This window comes from Micromonospora sp. NPDC005299 (assembly GCF_042872345.1).
Lineage (GTDB): Bacteria > Actinomycetota > Actinomycetes > Mycobacteriales > Micromonosporaceae > Micromonospora.
On sequence record NZ_JBIAKG010000005.1, the window covers coordinates 247,033 to 260,917 of the forward strand.

Genomic DNA, 13,885 nt, shown 5'->3' on the forward strand with positions numbered 1-13,885 from the left:
GATCGAGAGAGGGAACGTCTCATGGGCATTACCCGGCGGAGCGCCCTGATCGCCGCAGCCTCGTCCCTGCTAACCGTCACCGCAGCCTGCGGCGCGCCCGACAACTCCGGCGGAGCCGGCGGCGACAGCGACGGCGAGGTTCCCGACAAGCCGAAGAAGGCCGTGGCGTTGAACGTCCTGGACGTCGCGGGAAACCTGCAACTGACGCAGGGCATGATCGACGACTTCGTCAAGCGAAACCCGGACGTCATCTCCCGGGTCACCTACTCGAAGTCGCCCGCCCCGGAGCTGGCCGGCAAGATCAAGGCGCAGCAGAACGCCAACCGGGTCGACATCGGCCTGGTGCTCACCGGCGTGGACGGGCTCGCGGCCGGCATCGACCAGGGCCTGTGGATGGACGTGCTGCCGAAGTTCGAGAGCCGGCTGTCCGGCATGAAGAACTATCTCGAACCGGCCGCCGCCATGCAGAAGCTCGGCGGCAACGCGGGCGTGACGGTCACCTACTATCCGTCGGGCCCGCTGCTGGAGTACCTGCCGGCCACCGTGCCGAATCCGCCGACCAGCGCGGACCAGCTCCTCGCGTACGCCAAGGCCCATCCCGGCAAGGTCCAGTACGCCCGCCCGTCGAACTCCGGTCCCGGGCGGACCCTGCTGATGGGGTTGCCGTACATCCTCGGCGACAAGGACCCGAAGGACCCGGTGAACGGGTGGGACAAGACCTGGACCTTCCTCAAGGAGCTCAACCGGTACGTCGACTACTACCCGTCCGGCACCACCGAGACGATGAAGAACCTGGCCAACGGATCGGTGCACCTGATCGCCTCGACGACCGGCTGGGACATCAACCCACGGGTCCTCGGCACCGTGCCGAAGGAGGCCAAGGTCACCTCGCTGCAGGGGTTCCACTGGGTGACCGACGCGCACTACGCGGTGATCCCCAAGGGCGTGTCCACCGACACCCAGGCCGCTGTGCTGGCCCTGCTCGCGTTCATGCTGACCCCGCAGCAGCAGGCCAAGGCCTACGACGACGGCTACTTCTACCCGGGCCCGGCACTGCAGGGCGTCCAGCTGTCGGACGCGCCGCAGAAGAGCCAGGACGCCATCCGGGACTTCGGCCGGCCGGAGTACGAGTCGCTCATCGCGAACAACCCGAAGGAGGTGCCGCTGGACGCGAAGGCGCTGGTGGCGGCCTTCGACCGGTGGGACCGGGAAGTCGGCAGCGGGAAGGTCAAGCAGGGATGACCACCGGCACGAAGGCCTTCTCCCAGCTGCGACTGGAGGGCGTGTCGCGTCGGTTCGGTGGCCATGACGCACTGCGTGACCTCGACCTGACCATCGAGGCGGGCGAGTTCGTCGCCCTCCTCGGTCCCTCGGGTTGCGGCAAGTCCACCGCGTTGAACTGCCTCGCCGGGCTGCTGCCCCTGACCGGGGGCAGCATCTGGCAGGACGAGCGGCGGATCGACACCCTGCCGCCCGAGCGCCGCGGCTTCGGAATGGTGTTCCAGAACTACGCGCTCTTCCCGCACATGTCCGTACGGGCCAACATCGCATTCGGACTCCGGATGCGGCGGCTGCCGAAGGACGAGATCCGCCGCCGCACCGAGGAGGCGATCCGCCTGGTACAGCTCGAGGAGCACGTCGGCAAGCTGCCCGGCCAGCTCTCCGGCGGGCAGCAGCAGCGGGTGGCCATCGCGCGGGCGGTCGTCCTGGAGCCGTCGCTGGTGCTGATGGACGAGCCGCTGAGCAACCTCGACGCCAAGCTGCGCCTGGAGATGCGCACCGAGATCCGCCGGCTGCACCAGTCGCTGGGGCTCACCACCGTCTACGTGACGCACGACCAGGAGGAGGCGCTCTCGCTGGCCGACCGCCTCGTCGTGCTGCGCGCCGGCCGGGTGCAGCAGATCGGGCCGCCCCAGGAGCTGCACACCCGCCCCGCGAACTGGCACGTCGCCGACTTCATGGGCTATCGCAACCTCTGGTCGATGCGGGTGCAGGCGGGGGTGGACGACACGGTGGCCGTGGAACGGGACGGCTTCCGGCTCGTCGGCGACCCGGTCGGTCCGGTGGCGCCGGGCGACGAGGTGATCGTGGCGGTGCGCCCGGAGGACGTACGGGTCGACCAGGCCGGCGCGTCGACCAACGCGGTGCCGGCCGAGATCGAGGTGGTGGAGTACCAGGGCCGGGAACTCGCGGCGGAGGCGGTGACCGCCGCCGGCGTCCGGGTCCACCTGCGTACGGACCAGCGCGTCGCCCCCGGTGACCGGGTCACGCTGAGCATGGATCCCCAGCGGCTGCTGGTCTTTCCCGGGGACCCGGCCCCCGCGGCGGGACCCGCCGACGCCGCGGCCGTGCTCGAGGAACCAGGGCTGGTCGGATGACTGCCGTGACCTCCACCTCCACGGGGGAGTCCGCCGGGCGGCCCGCGCGGGCCCACTGGCAGCACCGCCTCGCCGAACGCGGCGTCGACCGGCAACTGTGGCTGCTCACCCCGGCGCTGCTCTTCGTCGTGCTGCTCTTCCTCTACCCGTTCTTCTACGGGCTGGGCCTGTCGTTCCAGCCGACCGAGGGCGGGCCGTTCAGCGACTACGCGCGCTTCTTCGGCGACGCCTACCAGCGCGCGACGATCTGGACCACGCTCGGCCTGTCGCTGCCCGCCGCGCTGCTGAACGTGGTGGCGTCGGTGCCGATCGCGTACCGGATGCGGGGGCGGTTCCGTGGCAAGCGGCTCGTCACGATCCTGCTGGTCGTACCCATCACGCTCGGGACCGTGCTCACCGCCCAGGGGCTGCTGAACTTCCTGGGCCCGACCGGGTGGTTCAACCGCGTGCTGACCGCGGTGCACCTCACCGACGAGCCGATCCGGCTCATCCACAACTACTGGGGCGTCTTCTTCTCCCTGATCATCACGGGCTTCCCCTTCGCGTTCCTGCTCGTGCTGTCGTACCTGTCCGGCATCGACCCGACGCTCGAGCGCGCCGCGGCGACCCTCGGCGCCGGCTGGTGGCAGCGGTTCCGGATGGTCACCCTGCCGCTGCTGATGCCGGGGCTGGCCACCACGTTCTGCCTGACGTTCGTCCTCGCGTTCAGCGTGTTCCCGTCGGCGGTCCTGGTCGGCAACCCGGCCGGCGAGACCCGGGTCATCTCCATCGCCGCCTACCAGGCGGCCTACGAGCAGTACGACTACCCCTACGCGTCGGCCATCGCGATGATCATGGGACTGATCGAGCTGGTGGTCATCTCGGTGGTGCTGTTCGCCCGGACGCGCCTCTACACCGGGTCCACGGGAGGTAAGGGCTGATGGTCACCACCACCGCGGCAACCGGCGCCGCCGCCCCGGACGTCCGTCCCCGGCGGCGGATCGTCGCCCGCCCCGCCGCCTGGCTCGTCTGGGGCGCGGTCATCTTCTTCTTCCTGAACCTGCTGGGCGTCGTCGGGTCGGTGCTGGTCAGCTCGTTCGGCCAGCGCTGGTTCAACACCTGGCTCCCGGACGGCTACACCACCAAGTGGTACGGCGAGGCGTGGACCGAGTTCGCGCTGTTCCAGGTGATCAAGGTGACCCTGGAGGTGTCCCTGCTCGTCGTGGGGCTGTCGCTGCTGATCGGCGTGCCGGCGGCGTACGTGCTCGCCCGCCGGAACTTCCCCGGCAAGCGGACCATCTACCTGGTCTTCCTGCTCCCGATCCTGATGCCGCCGATCACCTACGGCATCCCGCTGGCGACCGTGCTCTACAAGTTCGGCCTCGCCGGCCACCTCTCCGGCGTCGTGTTGGCGAACCTCGTTCCTTCGGTGCCGTTCGTGATCCTCACCATGACGCCGTTCATCGAGCAGATCGACGCGCGGATCGAGAGCGCGGCCCGGATGTGCGGGGCGGGGCTGCGGTCGGTCTTCCTCCACGTGCTGGCGCCCCTGCTGCTGCCCGGGATGCTGGCCTCGGCGATCCTCGTCCTGGTCCGGACCGTCGGCATGTTCGAGCTGACCTTCCTGACCGCCGGTCCCGACTCGCAGACCCTCGTCGTCGCGCTCTACTACTCGATGTCCGCGGCGGGCATCCGCGCCCAGCAGTCGGTGGACGCGATGGCGGTCATGTACACCGCGATGATGGTGGTGCTGCTCGTCATCGCCCTTCGGTACGTCAACCCGACGCAGCTCGTCGCGCGGGTCAAGGAGGAACCGGAGCCGTGAGGATCACCGACGCCCGGGTCGTCGTCACCTGCCCGGGACGCAACTTCGTCACGCTGAAGATCGTCACCGACGAGGGCGTCACCGGTGTCGGCGATGCCACCCTCAACGGTCGTGAACTGGCCGTCGCCTCGTACCTGCGCGACCACGTCGTACCGCTGCTGATCGGCCGGGACCCGGCCCGGATCGAGGACACCTGGCAGTACCTGTACCAGGGCGCGTACTGGCGGCGCGGCCCGGTGACCATGAGCGCCATCGCGGCGGTGGACACCGCGCTGTGGGACATCAAGGGCAAGGTGGCCGGCCTGCCCGTCTACCAGTTGCTCGGCGGCCGCTCCCGCGAGGGCGTGACGGTGTACGGCCACGCCAACGGCGAGACGGTGGACGAGGTGCTGGCCGAAGTGGCCCGGTTCGTCGACCACGGTTACCGCGCGGTGCGGGTGCAGTGCGGGGTGCCCGGACTGGCCAGGACCTACGGCGTCAGCCGCGACAAGATGTTCTACGAGCCGGCCGACGCGGCACTGCCCACCGAGGCGACCTGGTCCACCGAGCGGTACCTGGCGCACGTGCCGTCCGTCTTCGCCCGGGTCCGCGACGAGTTCGGGCCCCACCTGCGGCTCCTGCACGACGTGCATCACCGGCTGACACCGATCGAGGCGGCCCGGCTCGGGCGCAGCCTGGAACCGTACGCGCTGACCTGGATGGAGGACCCGGTTCCCGCCGACTTCCAGGAGGGCTTCCGGCTCATCCGCCAGCACACCACCACACCGGTGGCAGTGGGGGAGGTGTTCAACACGGTCTGGGACGCCGCCCAGCTCATCCGCGAGCAGTTGATCGACTACATCCGTACCACGGTGGTGCACGCGGGCGGCATCACCCACCTGCGTCGCATCTTCGACTTCGCCGCCCTGCACCACGTGCGCAGCGGCTCGCACGGGGCCACCGACCTGTCTCCGGTGTGCATGGCCGCGGCCCTGCACCTCGACATCGCGATCCCGAACTTCGGTCTGCAGGAGTACATGCGGCACACCGAGCAGACCGACGAGGTCTTCCCGCACGGCTACCACTTCGAGGGCGGCTACCTGCACCCGGCGGAGGTGCCCGGCCTCGGCGTGGACATCGACGAGGAGGCGGCGGCCCGCTACCCGTACTCGCCCGCGTACCTGCCGGTCAACCGCCTGGAGGACGGGACGGTGCACCCGTGGTGAGAGCACGGAGCGAGGTGGTGGCCGCCGCACCGCGGCTGCGCCTCGACACCCTGGACCGCCTCGCGCGGGGCGGCGCGTTCACCCCGCCGGCGGTGGACCCGCGCGCGCTGCGGGTCGGCGTCGTGCACCTCGGGATCGGGGCCTTCCACCGGGCGCACCAGGCGATCTTCACCGAGGTGGCCGCGGCGGCGGCCGGCCGCGACGACTGGGGCATCGCGGGGGTCACCCAACGATCCGCCTCCGTACGCGACCAGCTGACGCCGCAGGACGGCCTCTACACGGTGCGGGAGCGGGGCCACGGCGCGGCGCCGCTGCAGGTCGTCGGCAGCGTCCGCGAGGTGCTCTTCGGGGGCGGCGACCCGGCGACGGTCGTCGACCGGATCGCCGATCCCGCCGTACGCGTCCTCACGCTCACCGTGACCGAGAAGGGCTACCGCCGCGACGGATCCGGCCGGCTGGACCGGACGGACCCGGAGGTCTGCGCCGACCTCGCGGGGCGCCCGCCGCGGACCGTCGTCGGGCAGGTCGTCCGTGGGCTGCAGCGCCGGTCGGCCGGCGCCGCCGGACCCGTCACCGTGCTCTCCTGCGACAACCTGGTCGGCAACGGCGAGGTCCTGCGCGGGCTGGTGCACGACTTCCTGGAGGCGCTGCCGGAGGCCGAGGCCGCTGGGCTCGCCGACTGGATCGCGGCGTCCGTGCGCTTCCCGTCCAGCATGGTCGACCGCATCGTGCCGGCCACCACCGACGACGACCGCGCCGCCGTCCGGGCGGTGCTGGGGCTGGAGGACCGCGGCGTCGTGGTGGCCGAACCGTTCCGCCAGTGGGTGATCGAGGACGACTTCGCCGCGGACCGGCCCGCCTGGGACCGCGCCGGCGCGGTGTTCACCAGCGACGTCGCCGCCTGGGAGTCGGTGAAGCTGCGCATGCTCAACGCCACCCATTCGCTGCTCGCGTACCTGGGGGCCCTGCGCGGTCACGACACGATCGCGGCCGCCCTCGCCGACGACGAACTCGCCGCGGCCGCCGACGCGCTGATGGTCGAGGACGTGGCGCCGACCCTGCGCGCACCGGACAGCCTGAACCTGGCCGACTACCGGCGCCAGGTGCTGGAGCGGTTCGCCAACCCGGCGCTGCGGCACCGGACGGTCCAGGTCGCCATGGACGGGTCGCAGAAGCTGCCGGTCCGGTTGCTCGGCACGGTCCGCGACCGCCTGGCCGCCGGGGCGGTGCCGCGGCAGGCGGCGCTCGCCGTCGCGGCCTGGATGGCGTACGTGGCCCAGGGTCGCGACGTGCGCGGGCGGGAGCTGCCGCTCGACGATCCGCTGGCGGACCGGCTACTGGCCGCTGCCGCCGCCGGCACGGGCAACCCGGGGCGGCTGGTCGACTCGCTGCTCCGCGTCGAGGAGATCTTCGGCGCGGACCTTCCCGAGCACGACGGCTTCCGGGCGGCGCTGACCGAACACGTCGGGCGGCTCACCGCGAACCGGTGAGCCGCCCGGATCGGCCACCGGTGGCGCTACGACGTTCGGGTCAGCCGCCACGACCACGACGGTCCCGCGAGGTCCGCCTCGGCGCGCAGGTCGGTCGTCACGGCACCGAGGCCGGTACGGGCGGTCACCGTGCCGAGGTGCTGACCGGTGCGGACCTGCGATCCGGGCGTCACCCGCTCGATGGCGACCGTGACCGGCAGCCCCGGCCAGCCGATGACCTTCACCGCCGCGGCGGTCCGTACCGGGACCGACCCACCCCACGCGGCCCGGACGTCGCCCACGCCGGCCGCAGGCAGCACCTCGTACGCCCGCACGAGCCGCTTGGCCGCGGAGAGCAGCTTGCGGGTGACGGCGTTGACGGCCACGAGCTGCTCCGGGGTGTCCTTGCCGGGCTGGCCCAGTACCGCGCCCACGATGGTGAGGGTCCGGCCGGCGACGGCGAGGCGGGCGGCGAAGACCAGGTTCCCGCCGGCCTCGTCGGTGGACCCGGTCTTGATCCCGAACACCCCGTAGGTGCCCAGCAGGTCGTTGTAGTTGCGGACGGTGCCGGCGACCGGCAGGGTCGCTTTCCGCTGCGCGACGATCTCGGCGAACGCGGGCAGCTTGAGTGCCTTCTCGGCGAGCATCGTCTGGTCCGCCGCGCTGCTGACCGTGGTGGGCTCGAACCCGCTGGGATCGGTGTAGTGGGTGTCGGCCAGTCCCAGCCGCGCGGCGGTGGAATTCATCTTCGCCACGAAGGCGTCGACACTGCCGGCGTCCCATTTGGCCAGGATCGCGGCCACGTTGTTGGCCGACGGCAGCATCAAAGCCTGCAACGCCTGCCGCTCGGTGAGCCGCTCGCCGGCAGCGACCCGCACCAGTGACTGCCCGCTCGGGATGCGGGAACGATAGTCGGCCACGTCCGCGGCGGTGACGGTGATGGCCGGGCCGGGTTGGTCGGCGTCGAGCGGATGGTCGGTGAGCACCAGGTAGGCGGTCATCATCTTCGCGACACTGCCGATCGGGACCGACGCATGTCCGCCGGACCGCCCCAGCGTGCCGAGCCCCACCACGTCCAGCTGCGCCTGGCCCTGCCGTGGCCAGGGCACGCCGGTGACCTGTCCCGGGATGGACAGTGCGGCCGGCACCGACAGCCGCAGCGCGACGGGCGGCGGCTTCCGGGTGAGCTGGACGCCGGCCAGCGCTGCCAGCGCGGCCAGCACGACGGCCAGCAGGATGACCACCAGCCGTCGGCGCGGCCGGGAACGGTTCGGGAGCGAGGACGCCGAATGGTAGACCGACAACGAAACCAAATCCCCCTCGAACGGGCAGCCGAGGGCGAGCGGTTGCCGCAGCCCATCTCGAAAGAGGGATCTTATGCGGCGCACCCGGTGATCGTGGCCCTGGATGCCGGACCACGATCACCGGGTGCGTGTGCCGTCTCAGGCGTGGCCGTGCATCGTGAGGACGACTGCCTCACCGGCGCCCAGCGTGATCCGGGCGTGCCCCGCCTCGGTCGTGCCCACGGCCGGCCGGAAGCCGGGCCAGGCGCCGTCCGCCGACACGGCCCGACCGTCGATGCGTACGGCCGGCGCGTCGAGGGTGCGGCCCGCGCCGCTCGGGTCGTCCGGGGTCATCCGGTCGAGCTCGTACGTCGCGCCGGGCGCCGCCACGTCGACCGACGCCGGCTGGTCACCCTTGTTGATCAGGAACAGCCGTCGCTCGGACGCGGCGCCGTCGACGCGCCAGGCCTTGACCTGCCCGCCCTGCGCGGCGTTGACCGTCACGGGCACCGGCCGGAGCCCGGTGGTGCCCTGCGCGAACCGGGAGAACAGCAGCAGCGCGTAGTACTCCGGCGCCGGGGCCGGCGCTCCCATGGCCGGTGACGGGTCGAAGTCGATCGCGTTGTAGTAGCCGTTGCCCTCCTCCGGGTGGAAGAACGCCCGCACCTCGGCGTTGTGGAAGTTCACCCCGATCGCGCCGGTGCCGCACTCCGCGTTGACCGACGGGGCGTGCGGCGGCTGGGGGCAGGCCGCGTTGAACATCGCGTCGAGCGCCCAGACCGCGCTGGCGGCGACGTCGCTGACGCCCGGGGCGCCGCGTCCGGCGGCGGTGTTGAGCTCCTCGACCCGGTAGGCGAGGCCGTGGCGGGCCGCCTCGTCGGCGTGGGTGTAGACCTGGTAGGTGAAGTTGTCCAGCCGCTCGTCCGAGAGCAGCGCCGGGATGGTCGGGCAGCGGTACGGGTCGGTGGCGCAGGTGCGGGCCAGCGGGTAGAAGTGGTCGGCGGCCCAGGGCCCGAAGGTGCCGGCCTTCGCCTTCGTCGGCCCGGCGGTGGCGTCGAGGATGGCCGGCCAGTCTTTGAAGAAGCGGGTCTGCACGCTGCCGTCGGCGATGCTCTGCCAGGGCGAGATGGGCTCGCTGGTGTTCGGCGTGACGAGCGGGTACGGCCCGGTGACGTCCGCGCCGGAGTAGGCGGCGAAGTCGCCCAGGTACTCCGGCAGGTCGTAGCCGTAGGAGAGGTCCGGCTCATTGCCGAGCGACACGGCGGCGACGTACTCGTCCGCACCCGAGAACGCCGGCTGGACTCCCTGCGTGACGAAGGCCCTGGCGTGCTCCGGACCGCGCCAGGGCCGCCCCGCGGTGGCCGGCGCCATGGCGGTGCCGAGGGTCACCGCCCAGCGCGGGGTGTCGCCGCCGTCGGCGTTCGCCGCGTCGAGGGTGGCCCGGATGTCGGCGAGGTCCTCAGGCGTGATCACCTCGTTGGTGTTCGTCGCGGTCGCGTCGAACCGCACCACGTCCTGGGACGAACCGCCGATACGCAGCGAGCCCGTGTCCAGGTTGCGGAGCAGGTTGACGAAGGCGGGCCGGGCGCTCGGCCCCATGTACCGTTCGATCAGCGACCACTCGACGCTGAATCCGACGAAGTGCGCGGGGACGGACCCGCCGCCCACCATGCGGCGTGGGTCGAGCCGCACGGACGCGTGCGACTCGCCGGGATCGGCGGACGCGGCGACGCTCACGCCGGGACAGGCGAGCACGGCCAGGGCCACGACCGCGGCGGCGCCACGGGCCGGATGTCTTCTCATACGGGTACGCCTTTCAGCTTCGAGTTCAGGACCGGACGAGTGCGGCGAACCGCCAGTACTGGCCGGCGTTGTCGGCGGCGAAGTCGAGGTCGACGGTGCGCCCGTCTGAGCCCCCGTCGACCGGGAACGTCAGCCAGGTGAACTGCCCGGTGGCGGTCGGGCTGGCCAGGTGGGCGAGGGTGCGTCCCGCGCTGGACACCGTCATCGCGTCGGCCGGGAAACCGGCGTCGCCCACGAGGAGGGCGACCTGGTGGGTGCCGGCCGGCACGGCGAGCCGGAGCGTGGCGGGCACCTGCCCGGTGACGATGTCGCGGCGCAGGTCGTCCGGGCCGCCCCGGTCGCGGGACTGCGGCGCGGTGCCGATCCAGCCGTACCCCCGGTCCGCGTCCCAGGCATCCGCTGGCGAGATCCGGCGGTACGTCGGCAGCAGCGGGCTGGTGGCCGTGCCGGCGTCGAGCGCGAGCCCGACCCGGTCACCCCGCGGCGTGGTCACCACCGCTGCTTCCGGCCGGCCGTAAAGCGGCGCGTCGGTCGCCGTCACCACCGCGGCGAGGGTCGCCACCTGCGGCGCCGGCGCGGGCGTCACGGGGACCGGGATGCTCACCTTCGCGAACGCCGGCACCTCCCGCGTCGTGGTCCCCGACGTCCAGCCCTCCGGTACGGCCAGCCGCGCGTCGACCGACACCGGACGGTCGGTGCCGTTGGCCACGGTGACCACGGCCTGTCCCGCCTCACCGGCGAACAGCGGCTGGCCGGGTACGGCCAGGTCCTGCACCGACACGTGTCCGGAGGTCAGCACGACCAGGTCGTCGACGTACGTCGGGACGACGGGTGGCGCCGTGCTGCCGCCGACCGCCTGCACCGCCACCTTCGGTGACCCGGCGAGGCTCGCGGTCCCGAGCCGGTACCAGTACTGCCCGTCGCTCGAGTACTCCGCGGCGACGTCGGCGCCCCGGCGTACCAGGCGCAGCCGGGCCGACCGCCCGTCGTACGGCACCGACGACCGGGCACCGACCTTTCCACCCGACTCGGTCAGGAACTCCAGCGCGCGGCGCCCGTCGACCCAGCCGAGGTCGGCCTTCACATAGTTGTCGTCGTCGACGTACGCGTAGAGCCCGACCTGCTGGAAGTCCGCGGAGAGGTCGGGTGCCTCGACGGTGGCGGCGGCGGTGAAGTCGGACTGCGGCGTGTCGGTACGCACGAACAGGTTCCGTCCGTCGCCGCCGGCCCCCGTCTCGCCGCCGCGCAGCGTCGACAGCCGCAGCGCGCCCGGCCGGTCCCGCAGGCTCCACCCGGAGTCGTCCGGGCGGACGATCTGCCAGCCGGGGTCGAGCGTGCCGGACGGGAACTCGTCCCCGGCCGGGCTGGTGACGCTGTCGCTGCCGCGGACGGTGAAGGGCACCGGCAGGGCCTCGGTGTCGGCGTCGACGAGGGCCCGGACGAACCCGGTCGAGGAGACGTGCCCGGCGGTGAGCGTGCCGGTCAGCGTGACCTCGACGGTGGTCTCGCCGCCGGCGGGCACGGCGAAGGGCACCGGCTGGGCGGCGAAGCCCGGCGGAGGCTCGACCACCACGGTCCCGTGCCCGCCGTGGCCTAGCGCGTCCACGATCGTCACCCGCTGGCGCAAGGAGGTTGGCCGGTCCAGTGGTGCCGCGAGGACGCTGGCCCGCGCGATCCGTACCGGCGAGAACATCACCCGCCAGCCGAGCTTGTGCTCCCGCTGGTAGGTGTCGAGGCCCTTGGTGTGGAAGGGCGGGACGGGTTCGGGGTTCTGACCCGAACCCCAGGTCGGGGTGCACCAGAACTCGGTGGAGGTCCAGTACATCTTGCCGATGAGGTGCGGGCGGTCGTGCAGCAGCCGGTTGTGTTCGTCGACCAGATAGGCCTGGTAGTACTCGGTGCCGCGATCCAGGCCGGCGCGCTCGTGGACGGCTTCCGCCCCGTACTCGCTGAGCAGGAGGGGCTGGCCGGTCATCTTCTGCAACGCGTCCAGATGCGAGGTCAGGCTCTCCAGGGTCGAGTACCAGCCGGCGTAGTAGTTGGTGGCGAAGAAGTCCTGGTAGGGGTACGCGCGGTCACGGGTGTGCCGGTGCGAGACCTGGGTGTAGAGCCGGGTGGGGTCGAGGCTGCGCCCGTGGGCGATGACGGTGCGCACGTAGTCCACCGCGCCGTCGGTCTCGGTGGCGTTCTCGTTCCCGACGGACCAGGCGAAGAGGCTGGGGTGGCTGCGGTCGCGGGCGATCATCCGGGCCAGCGTCCGCTTGCCGAACTCCTGCACGTCGGCGCGGCCGAGGAAGGTTCCCGGCTGCGAGCTGATGTTGTTGATCTCCTCGATGACCAGCAGGCCGTACCGGTCGGCGGCGTCCAGTTCCGCGGGGGTGGTCGGGTAGTGCGCGGGCCGGAAGATGCGGAAGCCCTTGTCGTGCAACTGCTTGATCTCCCGGTCGGCCAGCCCGTCCGGCTGCGTACGCCCCAGTCCGGGATAGTCCGCGTGCCGGTTGAAGCCCGGCAGGTCCTGGATCGGCTTGCCGTTGAGCAGCAGGTCGAGGCCGTCGACGGCGACGGTGCGGAAGCCCGTCTGCTCGACCAGTTCCCGCCAGGCGGCGTCACCGAGCGGGCGCAGGCGCACCGTGTACAGGTTCGGGTGGTCCAGGTCCCAGAGCGCGGGAGCGGGGACGTCAAGCGTGATCGGCGTGGCCACGCCGCCGCCGGCGGGGACCGTGGTGGTCACCCGCGTCGGGCCGAGCACACGCGCGCCGTCGGGCCCGTCGACCGTCAGCATCGCCGCGACCTGCTGCGGTGAGCCGCCCGCGTTGACCCCGGTCGGGCGTACGGTCAACCGACCGGCCGCGGTGCCCTCGGCCCTGGTCTCGGTCAGGGCGACGGCGGGGGAGCGCTCGAGGCGCACCTCCTGGAGCAGGCCACCCCAGTTCCAGTACAGGCCCTGGACCGGGCGGGCGTACTCGCCCATCTCCGAGACCCGGTTGTCGACCACCACCGCGATGGTGTTCGTCCCGGCGCGGACCGCGTCGGTGACGTCGAGCCGGGTGGGCAGGTAACCACCGGTGCTGGTGCCGACATCGACGCCGTTGACGAAGTACCGGCAGGTCCAGAAGCAGGACTCGAAGACGAGAGCGGTCCGCTCGCCCGGATCGGGCGCGTCGAGGTCGATGGTCCGCCGGTAGACCCCGAGCACGCCGTTGTCGTCGTTCCATCTCGCCCGCACCGCCCCGAACGAGTCGGGTACCACGATGAGCGGCCAGGTGCCGGCGTCGTGGTCCGGCCGGACCGCCGGCGGCACGGCGCCGTCCAGTGCCCCGGCCGGCAGTTCGGAGGCGGTGGAGAAGCGCCAGCCGCCGGTCAGGCGGGTGTGGCCCGGCCCGGCGGGCGGGGCGGTGGTGACGACCTGCTTGGTCACGGTGAGCGTGCCCGACGGGGTGTCGGCCTCGGCCCTGAGGTCGTGTGCGCCGTTCGGGAACCAGGTCGCGTCTGTCGCGGTCGCCCAGGTCGGCGCGGTCTTCGTCTGTCGGGCGTAGAGGTCCGTCAGCTCCGACAGCTGCACGTCGTCCAGGTAGAACCGCACCGCCGTGGTTCCCGGCGGAGCCGTGATCGCGAGGTCCACCGTGCCGCTGAGCCGGCGGCCGCTCGGGCTGTCGAACCGGAGTGCCGGCTCGGCCGCGCCGGCGCCACCGACGGGTGCGACGAGCACCAGCGCCAGCGCGACGATGCTGGCGGACAGGCAGGCGACGATCGTTCTGGGTAGCCGGATCCTCATGACAGCGTCCTCGCGGGTGTAGTGGTCCGGGCGGTCCCGCCGGCCGGTGAGGTGCCGTCGCCGTTCGGCGTGGCAGGGCTCTGAAACCGTTTGCGGTTACCTGATGGCAACAAACGACGGGCGCGTCCGTCAATGCGTCCAGCGGGATGAAACAAGTTTCAGGAGCTG

At 72.1% G+C, this 13,885-nt stretch carries 9 protein-coding genes; 6 read left to right on the forward strand and 3 right to left on the reverse strand.

The annotated features are described in order from the left end of the window. The first annotated feature begins 21 nt into the window (after positions 1-21). From ACFYPD_RS17015 to ACFYPD_RS17040, 6 genes are read left to right on the forward strand one after another with little or no spacing between them, the layout of a single operon-like run. The gene (locus ACFYPD_RS17015) at positions 22-1,242 is read left to right on the forward strand and encodes an ABC transporter substrate-binding protein (RefSeq protein WP_387113846.1); all 1,221 of its coding nucleotides are present in this window, start codon (positions 22-24) and stop codon (positions 1,240-1,242) included. Then, positions 1,239-2,378, forward strand: coding sequence for an ABC transporter ATP-binding protein (locus ACFYPD_RS17020; protein WP_387113848.1), 1,140 nt, complete (start codon positions 1,239-1,241; stop codon positions 2,376-2,378). Before ACFYPD_RS17015 ends, ACFYPD_RS17020 begins: the two co-directional genes overlap by 4 nt. Further along, a complete protein-coding gene (locus ACFYPD_RS17025; protein WP_387113850.1) occupies positions 2,375-3,298 on the forward strand; it encodes an ABC transporter permease in 924 nt (307 codons plus the stop codon). The genes ACFYPD_RS17020 and ACFYPD_RS17025 overlap by 4 nt, the downstream gene beginning before the upstream one ends. After that, positions 3,298-4,182, forward strand: coding sequence for an ABC transporter permease (locus ACFYPD_RS17030; RefSeq protein ID WP_387113852.1), 885 nt, complete (start codon positions 3,298-3,300; stop codon positions 4,180-4,182). Before ACFYPD_RS17025 ends, ACFYPD_RS17030 begins: the two co-directional genes overlap by 1 nt. Next, entirely contained in the window at positions 4,179-5,387 is a 1,209-nt protein-coding gene (gene manD / locus ACFYPD_RS17035) for a D-mannonate dehydratase ManD (RefSeq protein ID WP_387113854.1), read from the forward strand. The genes ACFYPD_RS17030 and manD overlap by 4 nt, the downstream gene beginning before the upstream one ends. After that, positions 5,384-6,877, forward strand: a complete 1,494-nt coding sequence (locus ACFYPD_RS17040) for a mannitol dehydrogenase family protein (protein ID WP_387113856.1) — start codon at positions 5,384-5,386, stop codon at positions 6,875-6,877. The genes manD and ACFYPD_RS17040 overlap by 4 nt, the downstream gene beginning before the upstream one ends. Before the next feature lie 26 nt (positions 6,878-6,903). On the opposite strand, the gene ACFYPD_RS17045 is transcribed toward ACFYPD_RS17040, so the two are convergent. The 3 genes from ACFYPD_RS17045 to ACFYPD_RS17055 form a co-directional block, all read right to left on the reverse strand. Beyond that, positions 6,904-8,160, reverse strand: a complete 1,257-nt coding sequence (locus ACFYPD_RS17045; protein ID WP_387113858.1) for a D-alanyl-D-alanine carboxypeptidase family protein — start codon at positions 8,158-8,160, stop codon at positions 6,904-6,906. 138 nt (positions 8,161-8,298) lie between these two features. Next, positions 8,299-9,942, reverse strand: coding sequence for a hypothetical protein (locus ACFYPD_RS17050; protein ID WP_387113860.1), 1,644 nt, complete (start codon positions 9,940-9,942; stop codon positions 8,299-8,301). Positions 9,943-9,967: 25 nt separating this feature from the next. Then, positions 9,968-13,717: a glycoside hydrolase family 2 TIM barrel-domain containing protein gene (locus ACFYPD_RS17055; protein ID WP_387113862.1), complete on the reverse strand. Its 3,750-nt coding sequence runs from the start codon at positions 13,715-13,717 to the stop codon at positions 9,968-9,970. Positions 13,718-13,885: the final 168 nt, after the last annotated feature.

Coding starts and splice junctions, on each gene's coding strand:
- ACFYPD_RS17050 (WP_387113860.1), bottom strand. CDS start 9,942: ATGAGAAGACATCCGGCCCGTGGCGCCGCCGCGGTCGTGGCCCTGGCC.
- ACFYPD_RS17055 (WP_387113862.1), bottom strand. CDS start 13,717: ATGAGGATCCGGCTACCCAGAACGATCGTCGCCTGCCTGTCCGCCAGC.
- ACFYPD_RS17025 (WP_387113850.1), top strand. CDS start 2,375: ATGACTGCCGTGACCTCCACCTCCACGGGGGAGTCCGCCGGGCGGCCC.
- ACFYPD_RS17030 (WP_387113852.1), top strand. CDS start 3,298: ATGGTCACCACCACCGCGGCAACCGGCGCCGCCGCCCCGGACGTCCGT.
- ACFYPD_RS17020 (WP_387113848.1), top strand. CDS start 1,239: ATGACCACCGGCACGAAGGCCTTCTCCCAGCTGCGACTGGAGGGCGTG.
- ACFYPD_RS17015 (WP_387113846.1), top strand. CDS start 22: ATGGGCATTACCCGGCGGAGCGCCCTGATCGCCGCAGCCTCGTCCCTG.